Source organism: Paraglaciecola sp. MB-3u-78, from assembly GCF_002835935.1.
In the GTDB taxonomy this organism is placed as follows: domain Bacteria; phylum Pseudomonadota; class Gammaproteobacteria; order Enterobacterales; family Alteromonadaceae; genus Paraglaciecola.
Genome location: NZ_PJCF01000004.1, coordinates 365,989 through 383,980 on the forward strand (window position 1 = coordinate 365,989; position 17,992 = coordinate 383,980).

The 17,992-nt window shown below is 40.0% G+C and carries 17 protein-coding genes and 2 tRNA genes; 17 read left to right on the plus strand and 2 right to left on the minus strand.

Annotated elements, in window-relative coordinates; translation table 11 throughout:
- Positions 1 to 173: 173 nt before the first annotated feature.
- The 3 genes from CXF95_RS08425 (at position 174) to CXF95_RS08435 (ending at position 2,889) form a co-directional block, all read left to right on the plus strand.
- Complete coding sequence (locus CXF95_RS08425; RefSeq protein ID WP_101198748.1) at positions 174 to 1,181, plus strand: sensor histidine kinase; 1,008 nt, start codon at positions 174 to 176, stop codon at positions 1,179 to 1,181.
- Positions 1,178 to 1,999 (plus strand): LytTR family DNA-binding domain-containing protein, encoded by an 822-nt coding sequence (locus CXF95_RS08430; RefSeq protein ID WP_101198266.1) that lies wholly within the window; start codon positions 1,178 to 1,180, stop codon positions 1,997 to 1,999. The genes CXF95_RS08425 and CXF95_RS08430 overlap by 4 nt, the downstream gene beginning before the upstream one ends.
- A gap of 341 nt (positions 2,000 to 2,340) precedes the next feature.
- Complete coding sequence (locus CXF95_RS08435; protein ID WP_101198267.1) at positions 2,341 to 2,889, plus strand: chemotaxis protein CheD; 549 nt, start codon at positions 2,341 to 2,343, stop codon at positions 2,887 to 2,889.
- A gap of 187 nt (positions 2,890 to 3,076) precedes the next feature.
- On the opposite strand, the gene CXF95_RS08440 is transcribed toward CXF95_RS08435, so the two are convergent.
- Positions 3,077 to 4,366 carry a DEAD/DEAH box helicase gene (locus tag CXF95_RS08440; RefSeq protein ID WP_101198268.1) on the minus strand — a complete coding sequence of 430 codons (1,290 nt, stop codon included), beginning with the start codon at positions 4,364 to 4,366 and terminating at the stop codon, positions 3,077 to 3,079.
- A 290-nt stretch (positions 4,367 to 4,656) separates the two neighbouring features.
- Here CXF95_RS08440 and CXF95_RS08445 point away from each other — a divergent pair, with 290 nt between their 5' ends.
- From CXF95_RS08445 to CXF95_RS08475, 8 genes are all read left to right on the plus strand, one after another.
- Positions 4,657 to 5,136, plus strand: coding sequence for a CreA family protein (locus CXF95_RS08445; protein ID WP_101198269.1), 480 nt, complete (start codon positions 4,657 to 4,659; stop codon positions 5,134 to 5,136).
- Positions 5,137 to 5,168: 32 nt separating this feature from the next.
- Positions 5,169 to 5,693, plus strand: coding sequence for a rhodanese-like domain-containing protein (locus CXF95_RS08450; RefSeq protein ID WP_232787728.1), 525 nt, complete (start codon positions 5,169 to 5,171; stop codon positions 5,691 to 5,693).
- A 333-nt stretch (positions 5,694 to 6,026) separates the two neighbouring features.
- Positions 6,027 to 6,149 carry a sigma factor-like helix-turn-helix DNA-binding protein gene (locus CXF95_RS29545; RefSeq protein ID WP_157828105.1) on the plus strand — a complete coding sequence of 41 codons (123 nt, stop codon included), beginning with the start codon at positions 6,027 to 6,029 and terminating at the stop codon, positions 6,147 to 6,149.
- Positions 6,150 to 6,173: 24 nt separating this feature from the next.
- A complete protein-coding gene (locus CXF95_RS08455) occupies positions 6,174 to 6,548 on the plus strand; it encodes a DUF6768 family protein (RefSeq protein WP_101198270.1) in 375 nt (124 codons plus the stop codon).
- Between the two features lie 11 nt (positions 6,549 to 6,559).
- Positions 6,560 to 7,339, plus strand: coding sequence for a molybdate ABC transporter substrate-binding protein (gene modA, locus CXF95_RS08460; protein WP_101198271.1), 780 nt, complete (start codon positions 6,560 to 6,562; stop codon positions 7,337 to 7,339).
- Complete coding sequence (gene modB, locus CXF95_RS08465; RefSeq protein WP_101198272.1) at positions 7,336 to 8,031, plus strand: molybdate ABC transporter permease subunit; 696 nt, start codon at positions 7,336 to 7,338, stop codon at positions 8,029 to 8,031. Before modA ends, modB begins: the two co-directional genes overlap by 4 nt.
- Positions 8,021 to 9,151 (plus strand): molybdenum ABC transporter ATP-binding protein, encoded by a 1,131-nt coding sequence (modC, locus tag CXF95_RS08470; protein WP_101198273.1) that lies wholly within the window; start codon positions 8,021 to 8,023, stop codon positions 9,149 to 9,151. The genes modB and modC overlap by 11 nt, the downstream gene beginning before the upstream one ends.
- 957 nt (positions 9,152 to 10,108) lie before the next feature.
- The gene (locus CXF95_RS08475; protein WP_232787729.1) at positions 10,109 to 10,837 is read left to right on the plus strand and encodes a hypothetical protein; all 729 of its coding nucleotides are present in this window, start codon (positions 10,109 to 10,111) and stop codon (positions 10,835 to 10,837) included.
- Positions 10,838 to 11,410: 573 nt separating this feature from the next.
- On the opposite strand, the gene CXF95_RS08480 is transcribed toward CXF95_RS08475, so the two are convergent.
- Complete coding sequence (locus CXF95_RS08480) at positions 11,411 to 12,313, minus strand: LysR family transcriptional regulator (RefSeq protein ID WP_101198274.1); 903 nt, start codon at positions 12,311 to 12,313, stop codon at positions 11,411 to 11,413.
- Between the two features lie 141 nt (positions 12,314 to 12,454).
- On the opposite strand from CXF95_RS08480, the gene CXF95_RS08485 reads away from it, so the two are divergent.
- The 6 genes from CXF95_RS08485 (at position 12,455) to rimP (ending at position 17,987) form a co-directional block, all read left to right on the plus strand.
- Positions 12,455 to 12,904: a MaoC family dehydratase gene (locus CXF95_RS08485; protein WP_101198275.1), complete on the plus strand. Its 450-nt coding sequence runs from the start codon at positions 12,455 to 12,457 to the stop codon at positions 12,902 to 12,904.
- A 299-nt stretch (positions 12,905 to 13,203) separates the two neighbouring features.
- Positions 13,204 to 15,918, plus strand: a complete 2,715-nt coding sequence (locus CXF95_RS08490) for a TonB-dependent receptor domain-containing protein (RefSeq protein WP_101198276.1) — start codon at positions 13,204 to 13,206, stop codon at positions 15,916 to 15,918.
- Positions 15,919 to 16,094: 176 nt separating this feature from the next.
- Entirely contained in the window at positions 16,095 to 16,397 is a 303-nt protein-coding gene (locus CXF95_RS08495; protein WP_101198277.1) for a 4a-hydroxytetrahydrobiopterin dehydratase, read from the plus strand.
- Between the two features lie 237 nt (positions 16,398 to 16,634).
- Positions 16,635 to 16,711 (plus strand) — tRNA-Met (locus tag CXF95_RS08500).
- A 120-nt stretch (positions 16,712 to 16,831) separates the two neighbouring features.
- Positions 16,832 to 16,908 (plus strand) — tRNA-Met (locus CXF95_RS08505).
- A gap of 620 nt (positions 16,909 to 17,528) precedes the next feature.
- Complete coding sequence (gene rimP, locus CXF95_RS08510; protein WP_101198278.1) at positions 17,529 to 17,987, plus strand: ribosome maturation factor RimP; 459 nt, start codon at positions 17,529 to 17,531, stop codon at positions 17,985 to 17,987.
- The last annotated feature ends 5 nt before the right edge of the window (positions 17,988 to 17,992 follow it).

The following is a 17,992-nucleotide window of genomic DNA, read 5'->3' on the forward strand; positions in this document are numbered from 1 at the left end:
TTTTTGAACATCACCCCACTATGATCGACCGTTATAAAGTCTACCAATTTGGCTTATTGCACTTAGGGTTTTGGGCATTTGTCAGTACTATCAGCTTTTTTTCTTTAACGCTGTGGTATGGACCTTACGATTGGAGTCACATTGTACATATTATTCTTCAGGCGATACTAGGGCTGATCCTTACTTTGTTTTTATATCTGGGTTTTATGCGTATATGGCACAGGCCTTTTATTTATCGCGCCACTATGGGATTTATAATGGTGTTGGTGGTATCGCTGATTTGGACTCTGTTTAGAATTGAAGCCTTTATTCGTTTAACTGAGATCAGTACTGAATGGAGCGAATTCGGAGGTTGGCAATTTGCCAGCTTGTTTATATTTTTATGTTGGACCGGTCTATTCCATGGCATGCGTTATAACGACCTGTTACAAACTGAACACCGGATCATGCTAAAAGTGGAGGCTGAAGCCCGTGAAGAGCAGATGAAGCGTATGCATGCACAAACTATTGCCAGAGACGCTCAAATAAAAATGTTACGTTACCAGTTGAACCCTCATTTCCTGTGCAACACCCTAAATGCGATTAGTTCACTGGTAGAAGTGAATGAATCAGAAAAAGCACAAAGTATGACTGTGCAATTGAGCCGGTTTTTACGCCACTCTCTGGATAATAATCCAGATACCAAACTGTCATTGGCAAATGAAGTGAAGGCACTTAATTTATACTTGGAAATCGAAAAGACACGATTCGGTGATAGATTGAATTTGGACTTTCAGATTGATCAGCAGGCTAAATTAGCTATGGTACCCAGCCTTTTGTTACAGCCAATTATTGAGAATTCCATGAAACATGCGATTGCCCAAAATGAATTAGGTGGCACTATTTCAATCCAGGCTAAAGTGGTGCAGCAACGCCTGATCATGCAGTTAAGTGACACAGGTAGTGGCAGTAAAATAGGTAAAAGCAAAATTGAAAGTTCTAAGGGGCGGGGGGTTGGTTTACGTAACACCAATGAACGACTAAAAGCACTGTATGAAAACGACTTTACGGTGAACATTGATCTTTTACCGTCGGGTGGCTTAAGAACCACTATAGAGATCCCCTGTGAATATAACAGCACGGGAAGTGGTTATCCGGTGAGTAGCCAAGAACGCTTGTCAGAAAATGAGTATAAAGTATGATCAAATTAAAAACGCTGATAGTTGATGATGAACCATTGGCGCTAAAATTGCTCCGCGCCAAATTAAATAAAATCGCTAACATTGAGATTGTAGGTGAATGCAAAAATGGCCGTGAAGCCATAGCTGCAACTTTAGACCTAGCTCCCGATTTAATTTTTCTAGATATTCAAATGCCGGGTTTAGATGGCTTTGACGTAGTTAAAGGTTTGCAAAGTGATATTTTACCCCTTATTGTTTTTACCACCGCTTATGAACAATATGCACTAGATGCGTTCGACGTTCACGCGGTCGATTATATTTTGAAACCCATTGATGATGAGCGGATTGTGCGTGCGGTACAAAGAGCCCAAGAACGATTGGAAGGCGTTGACACTCAAGAAGACAAACCGCGAATTTTGGGAGCGATCGATAGCATTAATCAAAGAAAAAACTCTGAATCAAGCAACGGTAGAAATCTACCCGGTTTATCTCCCACTAATACCTTTGTAGATAAAAAAATAGTGATTAAAGACCGTGATGAAATCACTATCTTAAAACAAACGGATATTGAATGGGTCGACGCTGCTGGCGATTATGTGTGTTTACATTCCCAAGGAGAAACCCACATCAAGCGCAGTACCTTAAAAGAGTTATTATCTGAATTGGATGACAATATTTTTAAGCGAGTTCATCGCTCTACCATAGTCAATTTGAACTTTATCGATAAGGTTATTCCCCACACCAAAGGAGAATTTTTCTTGTTATTGGGCGAGTTTGAGAAAATAAAAGTTAGCCGTAACTACAAAGATGCAATTAAGCATTTTTTATTGGGAGAGTGAAATTGAGTTAGTTGGGGGTAACTTGCTCCATAGGCTCTAGACTGCTAGAAACGAAAAGCACACTTCGCGCCAGTGATTTTTTTAACAATAAAAAAGAGTCACCATAAAATATCGCAGGTTACTTAATTCCTTCAATAAAAAACCGAATGAACGGCTAAAATAACCTGACTTTGGATGGTTTATCTAGGTAAATAAGAGCAACCAGATAGTTATGAAGCAAACAAGATGGATTTCTTACTTAGCTTGTTTGCAACAATACGTCTATCCTACAGATACTTTACTGGGGTGAAAGGCTGTTTCACCAATAATATACAGTATTAAAAAAGACTTAGAGTTATAGCATGAAGATGATTGGCACAAAAAATAAGAGCAGTTCTCCAGATGGAACCCACAGCCGCTTTCTTCTTCCCGGAGAGTTTTTTTTTGGTGGACCTAAATGTCAAATTAATACCTTACTAGGTTCGTGTATTGCCATTACACTTTGGCATCCTAAGCTTAAAATAGGTGGGATGTGCCACTTTGTTCTTCCATCTAGAAGAAATTCAAAGGCGTTACTTCCTTCTGATTACGATTATAATGGTAGTTATTGCGATGAAGTGATGGTGCTTTTTGAAAGAGAGGCCTTGCAACGAGGTACCAATCTTAAGGACTATGTAGCGAAGATATTCGGCGGTAGTAATATGCTGGCAAACTCAACGCTAGATGAAAACGATTTGATTGGCACCAAAAATACTGAGGCTGCAGTTAATCATCTAGCTGAAAAAGGTATCTCCCTTTTGATAGCACATGTTGGCGAGAAGGGACATCGTCGCATAGCATTTGATATAGAGACCGGTGATGTTTGGGTTAAACATGTAGCATTGCAGAAATTCATCCCAGATAACCTTTAGTTCATTCGAGTAATAAAGAGGAATAAAGAGGAATAAATCATCATCTTTTTTCAAAAAACATTACTTGGAACGTCTCAAGTTAAGAGCGTATGCGTGCCTACTGGAAGTCTAGGTGATGATAGATTGATTTTTACATGGGCGTGATGGGTACTTTCAATCTGCGAGCCTCTATCTAAGAGGCAATATGTTATTTCTTACCTTTGTTAGGTTTTGAAACTCTAGCTTTTGATTTCTTTGCTTGATAGGGTGACGATTTGTCGTGACTTATTTGGGTCTCACTGGTTTTGTTACTGCGGCTATTGCGAGTGTTTTTAGCCACACTTTTTAACAAACTGATACGATTACTGACTTCAAATCCTGCTTTAACAATCCGTTTTATTTTGCTACCAATCATTTTTTCTATGCGAGCAACGGTATTTTCTTCTTCACGGCTGACGAATGAGATCGCGTAACCTTCTTTACCAGCACGGCCAGTTCGACCAATACGGTGCACATAATCTTCAGGTAGATAAGGTAGGTTATAATTGACCACATAATCTAAACCTTGAATATCTAAGCCCCGAGCGGCTACTTCTGTCGCGATTAACACTTGTAGTTTTGCTGATTTAAAATCGGCAATAGCCCGGCGACGAGCCCCTTGGCTTTTGTCTGCATGGCACACTGCAGCGTCAATTTTGCTACGTTTTAATGCAGCCATCAGTTCATCTGCTTGTTGCTTAGTACTGGTAAAGACCAACACCTGATACCAGTTTTGCTCTTTCAATAAGGCTTTGAATAAATCAATTTTGCGTGACTCTTCCACAGGATACATAACATGTGAAACAGTTTCGGCAGTGGCATTAATTTTGGTTACTCTTAATACCTGATGATTGTGCAATAACTTATGGGATAATTCATTTACGGCTGGAGATGAAGTCGCGGAAAATAACAAGGTCTGGCGTTTTTTAGCGGTGAACTTCAATATGTTTTGTACATCAGCGATAAAACCCATATCTAACATACGGTCTGCTTCATCAAGTACCACAAACTCAGCATTGGCAAGATTAACGTTACTGAGTTCTAAATGTTCAATGAGACGTCCTGGTGTTGAAATTAGAATATCCACGCCATCTTTAAGCTTATTAGCCTGACCGCCCATTTTCACGCCGCCATATAGGGCAGTTACCTTTAAAGGTAAAAATTGTGCATAGGCACTTATGGTGTTGGCGAGTTGTTCAGCTAACTCTCTAGTCGGCGTTAAAATCAATGCGCGTGGGCTACCTGACAACCTGTCTTTAGGTTTATCCAGCATTTGCTGTAAAATAGGTAAGGCAAAGGCAGCGGTTTTACCTGTACCTGTTTGAGCATTAACCAATAGGTCTTTGCCTCTACGGGCAGGGACAATGGCTTGTTCTTGCACCGGTGTCATTTCAGTATAACCACAGACTTCGAGGGCCTGTTGGATTTCGTTGGCTAAACCTAAATTTGAAAATTTCATACTGATCCTGAGCAAGGGCAAAAAGCGAGGCGGGAATATACAGCATTTTAAGCAACAAAGTGCGACTGTTTGCGGTTTTTATAAGCACTAGCGCATTCTTTTTTATTGCTAAGTCATTTGAAGGCTTTGATAGACAGTAAAAAGCCGCTAGCATGATATTCACGCTAAGCGGCCCAGGGAGGTGGCAGTTCACTAGGCTGCCAATAGTAAGTCGTCAAATTAGGGTAAAAAGTTCAATACTAATTGAAAAATAGTCATTTGAAATTAACAGATAGGATTAGAGATACGAGATGAAAACTTTATATGTATTTTTGGGGATCACTTTGTTGTTAGTTGGTTGTGATAAAAACGAAGTGGGTGATATTTCACTGGGTGCGTTTACCACTAAGGATATTAAATTAAATACTTTGGTTGATCCCATTGTCACGGGTGTGACCTGCCATGTTGCGAGTATTGAAGCAGATCTCAGCTTGTCCGATCCTTCAGATAGTTCAATATCTTGCAGACAAACGGGAGAAATCAGTGCTGCGATGATAGCGGCGATTGATAAGTCAAAATCCGGTGATGTGGTATTTAAAAAATCAAAAAGTATCTTTTTTAAGAGTATGAAAATCCGCCGTGTATTTGATCAACAAAGTCAAACATTGATGTATGTGTCTTACTCCACCAAAGAAACATCAGGCAGTTTTAAACATAGTCTCTCGACTGTGCCATTGTGGGGCACTAAAGCGTATCAGACGCCTGTCAAACTTCCTTTAACTTCAGATTGATCGATCATTATCAGAGATCAGGAATAGACAGTATGAAAAAAGGACTGAATAGGTTGTTTTGTTTATTGATGCTAATGGTCGGATCCGTTATGGGAGTTACAGTGCGGGCAAATAATTTAAACAACGCAGTTGATGATATGCTCAAAGGTTCAATACCTGTAATACACACTGCTGAATTAGACACTCAATTGGCCGAAAATGACGAACTAGTGTTGTTAGATGCCCGTGAGAAAGCTGAATATGAACTCAGCCATTTACCTAATGCTCAATGGATTGGGTATGATGAGTTTTCACTAAAATCTGTCGCAGATGCTAACAAAGACAAAACCATAGTGGTGTATTGTTCCATCGGGGTGCGTAGTGAACGTATAGCCGAGAAACTCAAATTAAATGGGTTTAAAACTGTTTTGAATTTATATGGTGGGATTTTTGCCTGGGCAAATGAAGGCAGAATACTGTTGGATAAAAATCAATTGCCTACGCAAAGTGTACATGGCTATAACAAAAAGTGGGCTCAGTTACTGGAACCTCATGTGCACCGCCCTCAAGCACAATAATCATCTATTTAACCTGAACTCTGGTTAAGACGTGCCGCTTCCCTTAAATTAATTGCAATAATAACAGTTAGTTAGAGAATAATAGTTGCATTGAGAATACATTGTACACATCCAGTGCTGCTATTATTGTGTTTATCGAGGCGAACTTGTGAAGCAATAGCGCGCTATTGTAAGCAAGTTCAACGAAGATAGGCGCGATAATAGTGGTGCTGGACGGTATGGCTTATCCAGAGTTCAGGTTATTTAAGTTAAGCATTTTTCTGCTTGCTGTAAGCCCACCTAATAAATGCAATTTTATCGAACCCAAATTTATTTTGATGCGACCTATACGTTATGAAAAGAAATAGTGAACACATGCTTGAAATAAGTGATTTACTGGGTATCCCAACAGGAACCGTAAAGTCCCGCCTGCACCAAGCAAGAAAACTTATTCAAACTAATCTACAAGCTGATTAAAAGTAACCAAAGTGGAGAAATATGATGAAAAACATCAATCAAAAAATTCTTGAAGCAATGAAAGATGACACAGCAGCCCATGAGTTTTCAGAAGAGCAAGCCAATGGATTGCAATTAATTGGGCAAAGTTTTAAAGGTACGTTTCGATTAACCTTTGTAGTGATTGTTACTATGCAATTGATTTTTGCGGGAATGGCCATTTATTGTGCTTATCATTTGGTGAACGAGATGGATCTCGGTTTAAAAATAAATTGGCTGGCAGGTACCTTATCAACGGTTGTCGCCTTTGCTATTGCTCGTATATGGTTTTTTATGGAGCTAAACCGTTTGTCTGTAATACGTGAAATTAAACGGGTAGAGCTACAAGTTTCTTTGTTAGCTGAAACTTATCAAAAGTAATAGGCTGAAGTATGAAATTTAAAAAGTGGCTTGGATTAATTGTTTTATTTCTTTTTACCTTATGTGCTGAGTCAAAATCAGTACATGTTGCAGTGGCTGCAAACTTCAGCAACACTATGAAAAGTCTGGTGAAAGAATTTGAGAAAACATCTGACTATCAAATAGCCTTGTCTTTTGGTTCCTCGGGAAAATTTTACGCACAAATCAAACAAGGCGCACCTTATGAATTGTTTTTTTCTGCTGATCAGGCTAAGCCCGATGCGTTGGAAAAAGATGGACTAGTGATTGCTAATAGCCGTTTTACTTATGCTATTGGGCGCCTTGCTTTGTGGAGTGCTCGACCTGACTTTGTCAATAAAATAGAAACAAAATTAAAACAGGGAGCATTTAATAAACTGGCCCTCGCCAACCCAAAGTTAGCCCCATATGGAGCTGCTGCATTAGAGGTACTCACAAGTTTAGCGTTAATCGATACGACTCAATCCAATTGGGTGATGGGCGAAAATATTGCGCAAACCTATCAGTTTGTCAGCTCTGGCAACGCAGATTTAGGTTTTATCGCATTGTCTCAGTTGTTAGGAAAAAATACACTACAACAAGGGTCTTATTGGTTGGTACCTAACATTATGCATCATCCAATTAAGCAAGATGTTGTGTTATTGCGTTCTGCCAAAAAAAACCAAGGAGCCAAAGCCTTTTTAGATTTTATGCAAACTAATAGGGCTCAACATATTATCGCTGAATACGGTTATCTGGCCTCAAATAGTTTGAATGTGGAGCATGAACTATGAGTCTTACTGATGGCGATATGGCGACTATTTGGTTGACGTTACGCCTTGCCACTACTGTCACTATACTATTGCTGATATTCGCCACTCCCGTTGCCTGGTGGTTGGCCACAACAAAATCTTGGTTTAAGGGCCCTATGAGCGCAATAGTGGCGTTACCTTTAGTACTTCCTCCCACAGTGTTAGGTTTTTATTTGTTGTTAGCTATGGGGCCAAACGGTGCAATAGGGCAGTTCACCCAAGCACTCGGACTCGGCACTTTACCTTTTACCTTTTGGGGGTTAGTGGTGGCGTCTATGGTGTATTCATTGCCTTTTGTGGTGCAGCCTATTCAAAATTCGATAGAAGCTATTGGTAATCGACCTTTAGAAGCGGCCGCTACTCTTGGGGCAGGTCCTATAGATCGATTTTTTACTGTGGTGTTGCCATTAGCTAAACCAGGTTTTATGACGGCAACCATTCTTGGCTTTGCCCATACGGTAGGTGAGTTTGGCATTGTATTGATGATCGGTGGCAGTATCCCCGGTGAAACCCGCGTGGTATCTGTGCAAATTTACGACCATGTCGAGGCTCTGGAATATGCTCAAGCTCACGCTTTGTCTGGTGTCATGATTGTCTTTTCGTTTGTGGTGTTGTTAATGCTTTATACTTTTCAGCGCAAGCGTAAAGCGGTAGGTATGACCTATGGCCGATAACATGGAAGAAATCAAAAAGGCGACAACATCAGCGCAGGGAATTCAGGCCCGATTTCAATTAGGTTTCGGACAATCAGCAAAAACTCACTTTGAACTCGATGTTGAGATTGCTATTCCGGGGCAGGGTATCACTGCTATTTTCGGCGAGTCTGGCTCGGGAAAAACGTCCTTGTTGCGTTGTATTGCTGGGTTGGAGAAAAACGCTTGTGGCTGTTTGCACGTCAATGGCGAACTTTGGCAAGATGCTGCTGTGTTTGTCCCCACCCATAAACGTAGTCTTGGGTATGTGTTTCAAGAAGCCAGTTTATTTGAATATTTAACCGCTATGGGTAATCTACGCTACGCGATCAAACGCAATAATCAAACAACTAACCCTGAATTATTAGAGCAAGTAATCGGCGTGATGGGAATTGCAGGCATCTTGTCACAATTGCCTGAAGCACTCTCTGGTGGCGAAAGACAACGAGTGGCAATAGCCAGAGCATTGTTGAGCCAACCCAAATTGTTGTTGATGGACGAACCGCTAGCGTCACTAGATACCGCACGTAAGCTTGAAATTTTGCCTTACTTAGAACGTCTGCGTAACAGTTTTAATATCCCTATTTTATATGTCAGTCATGCCGTCGATGAAATAGTACGACTGGCTGATCATGCTGTGATCATGGCTCAAGGAAAAGTGATTGCCCAAGGTGGTATAACACAGCTGTTTTCTAGAGCTGACTTATCCTTGGGAGTAAGCAACGAAGTAGGGGCTATTCTCGAATGCAAAGTAATGGAAAGAGACAAACAATGGCATTTAATGCGAGTGGCTTTTAACGGAGGTGAACTTTGGTTGCCCAATGTTGAAAACAAACAAAACACTACCCAAAGAATACGTGTGTTGGCGAGTGACGTTAGCCTAACGTTAACGCCTCATACTGACAGTAGTATTCTCAACGTATTATCTGGTGAAATACAAGAAATAATTAATGACCAAGACCCGGCTATGTCTTTAGTACGCTTAAAAGTAGGGGAGAGTTATTTACTGGCTCGTTTGACCCAAAAGTCCTTACAGAAACTGGCTTTGACATTGGGTAAGAGCGTTTGGATACAAATTAAGTCAGCCGCAATAGTGCGTTAGAGCATGCTACCATCTGTAGCCAATAGGCTTTAGGATGGTATGAAATACGCGGTTGTTTTAATGGCTCTTTGGCACATGCAATGTGGAATGGGTGAGTTAAAAACACGGAGAACAAATTAATGTTCTTCACTTTTTTACCTTTTATGGCCATGATTTTAGACTGAGTCGTTATCGCGACTCTACCCAGTATGGATATGCCTATATTGCCTTAGGTGTGGTTGACTTCATCTATTTACTTTTTACTACCTACACCTTAGGTGAATTCTCTCAGGTATAGCTCATTTTAAGTGGATTAGCGCCTATGTTAGTGTTGTACGCCAGCATGTTTGTTGTACAAGACAACTTAGCCCGTTATTACATTATGGGCACTTAGTTTATCTGTGTTGGTTTGATGTTTTGGCCTTAAGTAAGCTAACAATTTTGCTTGGCCTACTCATTTTTGCTTTAGCAACTGCTGAGATGTTGGTTGTTAGTTTTATCAAAAGAGACACAGAAATGGACGCTTTCGGTCTTCGCAATTGAAACATAGCAGCCTGACCGGAATATTGTGTATTGGAGGTTATAGTGCTGCTTTTTGGACAATGACTAAAGTGCCTATTTCGTCTGTGGCAGTGCTAGGGAGAACCAGTGTTTTTTTGTTGCATTGATTGGTAGGTATGTGTATGAACAAAAATTTACCTTGGGTCGTGTTATCGCTTCCTGCAAAGTCATTACGTGAATCGATCGATTAATTATAAATGGCAACTCGACAAAAGCATATCATCCACATTGACGGATGTGTTTGCAAGGTGTTGTGCTGAAGCCTTCCTTTTATTTTCAAATCAAATATAATTGAGTTAAGTCATACACTTTTTGAAATTTTAAGTCTGTTAAATTTTATTTTAAGTGACGAGAGGTTATAAAAATCAATTCTCTCTTACTTAATGTCATTTATTTTTTCGTATTGGAGCCCCAAGATTGAACAATATTTTAAACTTCTCAGCAGGTATTCTGCTTCTTTCATTTACCGCATATAGTGATGCTTCAAATACCTCAGGTGTCCATGGTCCAGGAGTCAAAGAAGATGATCGTAGTATACAACTCCGGCTAGCCTTATCGCCAAGTGATGAAAATGCTGAACAGGATAACTGGGCCTCTCGTTTGCACTATCAATATGCCTTTAATGATGAATTCAGAGGCCGCATGATTTTACAGTATCGTGACCGTGGCAGTTTTCAATATGAGTATATTCGTGGTGAGTTGCTCTATAATTTCAAGAAAAAAGCGGACGATAGTAAGTGGTCAAGTGGTGTACTTTTTGATATTCGTCAACGCAGAAGCGCTAACCCAGAGATGTTTGCGATAAATTGGACAAATCAATGGGATTTATCAAACGGTATCCGTGTTCGTGGGATTTTAATTGGCGCTTGGGAATTTGGTAGCGATCGGGCATCCAATGGAACTAAAGTTGAAACACGTGGTAGCGTAACCAAAAAACTAGAAGGGGGACTAACGGTAGGAGTCGAGATGTTTAATGGTTTTGGACGTGTTGGTGACTTTGGCTCTTTCAACAATCAAAGCCACCAAATGGGTCCTATGATAGGTGGAAGCCTAGGAGGTCTTAAGTTTGAGGTTAGATATCTTGCGGGTATGTCCAATGGATCCAGAGATCACAATTTTGGTTTGAGGTTCAATAAAGCATTCTGATAAATTGCAATGGTTTAATATGCAATAGGTTAACCTTTATGTTGTCAAATAGCTGAGTGTAAAAAAAATTTTTTACCACAGTATTCAAAGCAACGTGGCTGCCGCGCGCAGAGGAACAGATTATTAAGTAGTCAGTTTCTTTTCTCTGTTGCCTCATTGCTGGGCAACCGTCTTTCTCAGGGGGAATTGCATCTAGGCATCATTTGACCCGTTTGCTCTTCAACTGTCGGTTGTATTCTTTCAGTAGCAAGTATGCCATTTTTGAATGTGGTTTCTGGCAAAAAGACTAAGCACTGTTATTATTCGCATTTGTATAAGAGACCAATAATGTGTCTTAGCGAGTCTAAGTTTTACCCTCTGTGATATTTCTATATTAACCCATAATAAAACGGCCTCAAAAGAGGCCGTTTTTAAAGTTAGGCAGCATAAGCTACTCGCCTTTTATGTTGAATATTTCTGTGGTCTTCCCAAAGAACAAAAGCAACTAAGAGGCATGTTTTTTTAAAACTTGAATTCAAGATTAAAGTGCTTAGGATCATAGTGTATACGGGCTGGCAATAGTAAGGCTATTCACTAATCAGGATGAAACGCCTGCGCAACCTGCGCAATCTGATCTCGCATCCAAATATGCGCATCGTCTAAGTCAGCGCTCACATGCCAATATAAAAAGTATTCAAGTGGTGGTAATTCAAAGGGTAATTCGTACATAGACAAATCATAGTGTTTGGCTAAGTGATAAGGTAAACAAGCTATCAAGTCGGTTTTAACTAGGGTTGAGGGGATGGTTAAAAAGTGCTGACTACGCATGACTACCCTGCGTTTTTGACCTGCTTTATCTAAGGCTACGTCTATTGGCCCTGCACCGGTTTTTCTATGAGAAACGTTAATATGCCCGAGCTCTAAAAATGCTTCCATGCTCATACCCTGAGATAATGAGGGATGATTTTTACGTGCTAAGACTACAAATCTGTCTTGAGCAATCTTTAGTTTACATAAATGTTGGTCGCTAAATGATGAGGCATCAGCGTAAAAATCTAGATTGCCACTGGCCATGGCCGAAACGATATTTTTACGCTCCATTTCGTAGTTGGTCAATGATATTTTAGGTGCGCGTTTTTGTAATTGCCCCAGTAAACGTGGTATGAAGCTGACTTCAAGTAAATCCCTGAAAGCAAAATTAAAGGTTTTTTCCGCTTTAATTGGATCGAAAATATGACTTTCTTGCACACTTCTTCGTAATAGACCCAGCGCTTCTCGAGCGGGGCCAATGATATTTTGTGCCACGGGTGTTGGGGTCATGCTGTGTCCCGTTCGCACAAACAAAGGATCGTTCAGCATTTCTCGCAAACGGGCAAGGGAGTTACTCACCGCTGGTTGAGTAATACACAACACATCTGCGGCTTTAGTTAAGCTACCAGCAGTGTAAATAGCATCAAAAACAGCAAATAAATTTAAGTCAATACGGTGCAAATTCATAAACATTACCTTTACAACAAATCTGCAAACAGGATACGTTATTTATTAGTTAAATCAATGTTTAGCTATAGTTAATATTCATTACATTGATATATAGAAGCTTGTTAGACTATTGAATCAATATATATAGGAGACCGTAATATGGCTAAAAAACTATTAGAGTTAACACTGGGAGAGCAACTGCCAGTAGGTGATTGGATAAGCATTTCTCAAGCAGATATAGACTTGTTTGCTAAGGCTACTAATGACCATCAATGGATACATGTTGACCCACAGAGATGCGAAAAAGAGAGTCCATTTGGAACCACCATTGCCCATGGATATTTGAGTGTCACTTTGATGCCCAACTCACTTTATCAATCTATTAAACCAGACCCAACAAATCAGTCGTTGCTTAATTATGGTGTCGATAAGATTCGATTCATTGAGCCTGTGCGCGTAAATGACAGGATAAGGTTTCTATCAACTTTAATTAAAACAGAACAAAAAGCCTCGGGTGTGTTGTTTTACTTTGAAACCACGACAGAAATAGAGGGCCGAGATAAACCAGCGATGAAAGGTGTTTTTCTGACTTTATTAGCAGGGGCTTAGCAGCTGTGTTTAGGTAAACCATTTGTAGTCATAAAAGATATTATATCTTTAGCTCACTGGTCAGACCATTCTGAGAATTAATGTTCACATATAAATAACAATCTATTTACATGCCCGTCTCTCCAACTTATTATCATTGCTGAGTGTCTATAATTCTGTTTATCAGGCACTTAGCAAACAATAATATTATTAGAATCGAATAGTTTGATGGTCTTTTATTTAGGTTGTCCTACAACGTCCACCTTTGGAATAGATACTTAATATCTAATTGCTAATAGCTCACCTATTGGGAACACATTATGAAAATGAAAACTAAACTAACAGCATTGGCAGTGGCAATTTCTGCCCAGCTAATACCTTTGGGCAACATTGCAATTGCTCAAGAAGAAAGTGCCGATAAAGAACAAGAATTCGAATTGATTATGGTAACGGGTAGTTTTGTAAGGCGCAGTGAAAACTTTTCATCACCCTCACCGCTAGCTGTTATTGATAGTGTGGCTATTGATGCCATAGGTGCCAAAAGCATTGGTGATATCACTCAAACACTGACTATTAATACCGGTGCAGAAAACACGCCTGATGCCTTTACTCAAAATGCAACCGCAGGTACATCAAATATTAATTTACGCGGCCTTGGTGTTGCATCAACTCTAGTGCTGCTAAATAGTAAGCGACAAGTCGTCACCGCTCAGCCTAACAATAGTGGGGTTAATTTTGTCGACACCAGTTCTCTGATCCCTATGATTGCTTTAAATCGCATGGAAATAGTGAAGGATGGCGCTTCGGCTTTATATGGCTCTGATGCGGTAGCAGGTGTTGTCAACTTTATTACTAAGCGCGATTACGAAGGCACACAAATATCCCTTGATTATCAAGATGGCGCACACGGTGATAACAAAGAATATACTGTGCAAGGTTTGTGGGGAACGGTAGGCGATGATAGCAGTCTGATGGCTGCTATTAGTTATACTAACCGTTCTCCTATGTTTACCGGAGATCGTCGCTTGAGTCGTCCTCAAGATGATACAAGCTCGTTAGGTAGCCCAGGTTCTTACTTTGTAACTTTGGCTCCTGGCCTTACTTTACCCATTATCGACCCTACAGGCTGTTCGGAATTTGGTGGTTTCCCAAATCTGCTTGCACCATCGGGCACAGTGCCAGGTCTAGAAGTTGGATTTTGTGGTTTTGATTTTGGTAATGGTTATTCATTTGTGCCTGATGAGTCACGTTTATCTACATTTGTGCAAGCAACAAAACAATTGACTGATGATATTGAGTGGACGACTGAAATTTCTACTGCTAGAAACAGAGCTGTACGAGGGGGTTCACCGAGCTTTCCTATATTAACTTTCCCAACTGTTCCTGCTGACCATCCTAATAATCCTTTCGGTGCCGATGTGTCCTACTTTGGTCGTGAAGTGGGTAACGTAGGAGATGGCACTTCTTTTCCTGGTGACCCAGCTAATACAGAATCTGACACGTTTAGATTTAGTACTATGTTGCAAGGCGAGTTGGATTCTGGGTTTTGGGAAGTCAGTTATACCGCTGCTAGAAACAACTTCTTATTTACAGTAAATGATACCTTGGGGCAACAATTTCAAAACGCTTTAAGAGGATTTGGTGGACAAGGTTGTGATCCAATTTCAGGGACTGCAGGTGTTGGAGCGTGCGAATATTTTAATCCTTTCGCTACCTCGTTGTCTTCTGCCCCTAATTCACAAAATTTGTTTGATTCCTTTACCGGACGTCAAGAAATCGACTCTACTTCAAATCTTGAAGTAGCTGAAGCGTTCATTTCTACTGAATTATTTGAGATGGATGGCGGTGCCGCTGGATTTGCATTTGGTGCTCAGTATCGTTATCAAGATTTGACCCAAGATTATGATTCTTTGTCTAACCAAGACAGCTTTTCGTTTGTAATTGGTAATGCCGATATATACGGTAAGCAGGATGTGATTGCCTTGTTTGGAGAATTAGCCTTGCCAGTTAGCGAAGCTGTAGATGTTCAAATTGCATTACGATATGAAGATTACGGCGGTACTATAGGCGATACTATTGATCCTAAGCTAGCTGTATCTTGGCGTGCAACGGATGATTTTTCGCTTAGAGGATCTATTTCAACCTCTTTCAGAGCACCTTCTATCTTTCAAAAAGATGGCGGCGGTACTAGCTTAAATCAGATGGTTGATCCTTTAACAGGTTCTGCCGCATTCGCTGCGGATAGAACGTCGGGAAATGATGAATTGGTACCCGAGGAGTCTACAGCGTTCAACCTTGGATTTTCGCTAGAGCCTTTTGATGATTGGTCTATAGAAATGGATTACTGGAGCTTTGACTTTACCGATTTGATCATTAAAGAAAATTTCCAAGCAATCTTAAATGCTGAGCCTCAAAACCCTGACAGAGTTGTTAGGGCAGGAGACCCATTAAATGGTCCGTTGCTACAGGTTTTAACTACTTATGTGAACGCCAGCTCTCTGGAAACTTCAGGGCTTGATATTGTTTCTAGTTATAAATTAGAAACGGATGCGGGTACCTTTACTCCAAGTATTAGTGCCACTTACATATTGGCATATGATTTGGTCGACCCTCAAGCGGGTCCAATTGATGGTGCGGGATCTCGTAATAATAGTAATATTGGTGTGTCTACACCTGAGTTGCGTGCAAATTTAGGGTTAAATTGGAAACATGAAGAATACTCCGCCAATCTTTTTGCCCGTTATGTAGATACTTATAGCGATGATCAAAACTGTGCAGATGGTGTGTTGATTTCACCTACAGCGTTATGTACGTTAGGTTTTAAAGATATTGATAGTCATTTGACCTGGGATGCGCAAGTTAATATCGACTTGGGTAGCATATTTGAAACTGATGGTGCTTACGTCCTAACATTTGGTGGGGTAAACCTTACAGATGAAGATCCACCTCAAGTATTCACTAATGCTGGTTTTGATTCTAAAGTGCATGACCCACGAGGCCGTCAGATTTATGCCCGTGTTGCGATTGAGTTTTAGTTAATATCGAATTTCAAATATAGGTATTGATAATCCCCGGCTATGACCGGGGATTTTTTTGTAAACAACTTTTTCCAGTTGTTGTGATATTAGTTTATGGCTATACACTTTTATTCTCTGATTTAATTTCACACTATAAGTCAATCCTTTGATGCAAATATGATGAGATACCTATTATGGAAAAATATTCACAAGATCAAATCCACATTCAACTGAAAAATATAAATCAACAATTAGACGTGCAACAACAGTGGCAAGTGGTTGAAGGGAAGTTGACAAAAACCTTCAAGTTCAAAAGTTTTATCCGAGCTTTTGGTTGGATGACACAAATCGCTATATGGGCTGAAAAACTCAACCACCACCCTGAGTGGTTTAATGTCTACAATAAGGTTGAAGTGCAACTTACTACCCATGATGTAGGTGGTATAAGTGAATTAGACTTTAAATTAGCTGAAAAAATGGAATTATTTTTAAAATAACTGAAGTTCTACTTTGTGTTGTCCACAACACAAACATAAATAATGTCATTAGGAAACCTGCGGAAATATCATTAAGTTGTTGCTTAATTCTACATATCGTATGTAGTTTAAACGGTTGAAGTGGTTTTTAAGATTTATCTGTATTAACCCCTTGCGCGCCTAAGTTTGCTATGTATAATACGCCCCACTTGAGGAGAGGCAGAAAATAAGAGCTTCCCACTCAAAGAAGATTTCAGTCGCGGGATGGAGCAGTCTGGTAGCTCGTCGGGCTCATAACCCGAAGGTCGTAGGTTCAAATCCTGCTCCCGCAACCATCTTTCATATGGTGTATATGTAAGGCGTTCATACACACTAGTGATATTTGGTAATAGAATAGTAAATGTGTAATATGTGTATAGAGAGACAAAAATATGTCTCAATTAAAAAGTTTCAAGCGCGGGATGGAGCAGTCTGGTAGCTCGTCGGGCTCATAACCCGAAGGTCGTAGGTTCAAATCCTGCTCCCGCAACCATATTTAAACGGACCAACAATTTCATTGTTGGTCCGTTTTTTTTTGAATGGATTTTATACTCAAATCGATTAATCAAATGTATGTGATGTTTTGCCAAGTAGGCAGGAAAGTTAATGTTGTTGAATTTCTAAAAATACCTAAAATGAAATTTTAAATAATTAGTGTCTATGTTTTTGGCAAAGGGACGCTGTCTACAATCACATTATTGAGTAGCATATAGCCTGCACCTCACTCTGAATTCCGATTTATGTTTTGGTAAAACAAACATCATCAAGGTAATAATTTCGTTGCTTGTGTTTTTTTTAGACATTCAGTCCCACATAGCCTTGCAAGTCACCTTTGTCCTCTGTAGAATACGCCGCACTTGAGAAGCGATCTCCCTCGTCTTACGATGATAGTAACGTTTCATAGTGTGGATTTTTTTTTGCGTACAATTGTTTATTCAATTGGTATCGCGCCTTCCACAACCACTTTTAAAACAAGGTTTTATACCAAGTTTTAGTAATATAGTGGACTAGGGTCCAGAAACAAATAACCCCGCTTGTACGGGGTTTTTTGATTTTTAAATTTCGATTTTCTTTCTGGGCATTTGGCCCTTTTTTTGTATTTGGAGCAAAGCTTTGTCGCAACTCGAACAAAAGCTAACGGATATGTTAATGGCACCTGTTGAAGCATTAGGCTTTGAGATGGTTGGTGTTGAATTTTTGCGCGCAGGTAAACATTCCACTTTGCGTGTTTTTATTGATCATACTGATGGTATTAGCGTTGAAGACTGTGCAGAGGTGAGTCGCCAAGCTAGTGCAGTGCTGGATGTTGAAGATCCTATCAGCGTAGAGTACAACTTAGAGGTGTCATCACCTGGAATGGATAGGCCTTTATTTAAAGAATCACACTACCTTGAATGTTTAGGTGAAGTGGTGTCACTTAAATTAAGAATACCTATGGGTGACAGAAGAAATTTTAAAGGAAAAGTGTTGGCTTGCGAAACAGGTAATTTAACATTAGAAATTGATAACCAAACCCATGTTTTGGCTATTGCGAATATTGAGAAAGGTAATCTAGTCCCATCTTTTGATTAAGATGG

What these genes read in the sequence shown, in the direction of transcription:
- CXF95_RS08430 (WP_101198266.1), top strand. Translation starts at nt 1,178, where the DNA reads ATGATCAAATTAAAAACGCTGATAGTTGATGATGAACCATTGGCGCTA.
- CXF95_RS08435 (WP_101198267.1), top strand. Translation starts at nt 2,341, where the DNA reads ATGAAGATGATTGGCACAAAAAATAAGAGCAGTTCTCCAGATGGAACC.
- CXF95_RS08440 (WP_101198268.1), bottom strand. Translation starts at nt 4,366, where the DNA reads ATGAAATTTTCAAATTTAGGTTTAGCCAACGAAATCCAACAGGCCCTC.
- CXF95_RS08445 (WP_101198269.1), top strand. Translation starts at nt 4,657, where the DNA reads ATGAAAACTTTATATGTATTTTTGGGGATCACTTTGTTGTTAGTTGGT.
- CXF95_RS08450 (WP_232787728.1), top strand. Translation starts at nt 5,169, where the DNA reads ATGAAAAAAGGACTGAATAGGTTGTTTTGTTTATTGATGCTAATGGTC.
- CXF95_RS29545 (WP_157828105.1), top strand. Translation starts at nt 6,027, where the DNA reads ATGAAAAGAAATAGTGAACACATGCTTGAAATAAGTGATTTACTGGGT.
- CXF95_RS08455 (WP_101198270.1), top strand. Translation starts at nt 6,174, where the DNA reads ATGAAAAACATCAATCAAAAAATTCTTGAAGCAATGAAAGATGACACA.
- modA (WP_101198271.1), top strand. Translation starts at nt 6,560, where the DNA reads ATGAAATTTAAAAAGTGGCTTGGATTAATTGTTTTATTTCTTTTTACC.
- modB (WP_101198272.1), top strand. Translation starts at nt 7,336, where the DNA reads ATGAGTCTTACTGATGGCGATATGGCGACTATTTGGTTGACGTTACGC.
- modC (WP_101198273.1), top strand. Translation starts at nt 8,021, where the DNA reads ATGGCCGATAACATGGAAGAAATCAAAAAGGCGACAACATCAGCGCAG.
- CXF95_RS08480 (WP_101198274.1), bottom strand. Translation starts at nt 12,313, where the DNA reads ATGAATTTGCACCGTATTGACTTAAATTTATTTGCTGTTTTTGATGCT.
- CXF95_RS08485 (WP_101198275.1), top strand. Translation starts at nt 12,455, where the DNA reads ATGGCTAAAAAACTATTAGAGTTAACACTGGGAGAGCAACTGCCAGTA.
- CXF95_RS08490 (WP_101198276.1), top strand. Translation starts at nt 13,204, where the DNA reads ATGAAAATGAAAACTAAACTAACAGCATTGGCAGTGGCAATTTCTGCC.
- CXF95_RS08495 (WP_101198277.1), top strand. Translation starts at nt 16,095, where the DNA reads ATGGAAAAATATTCACAAGATCAAATCCACATTCAACTGAAAAATATA.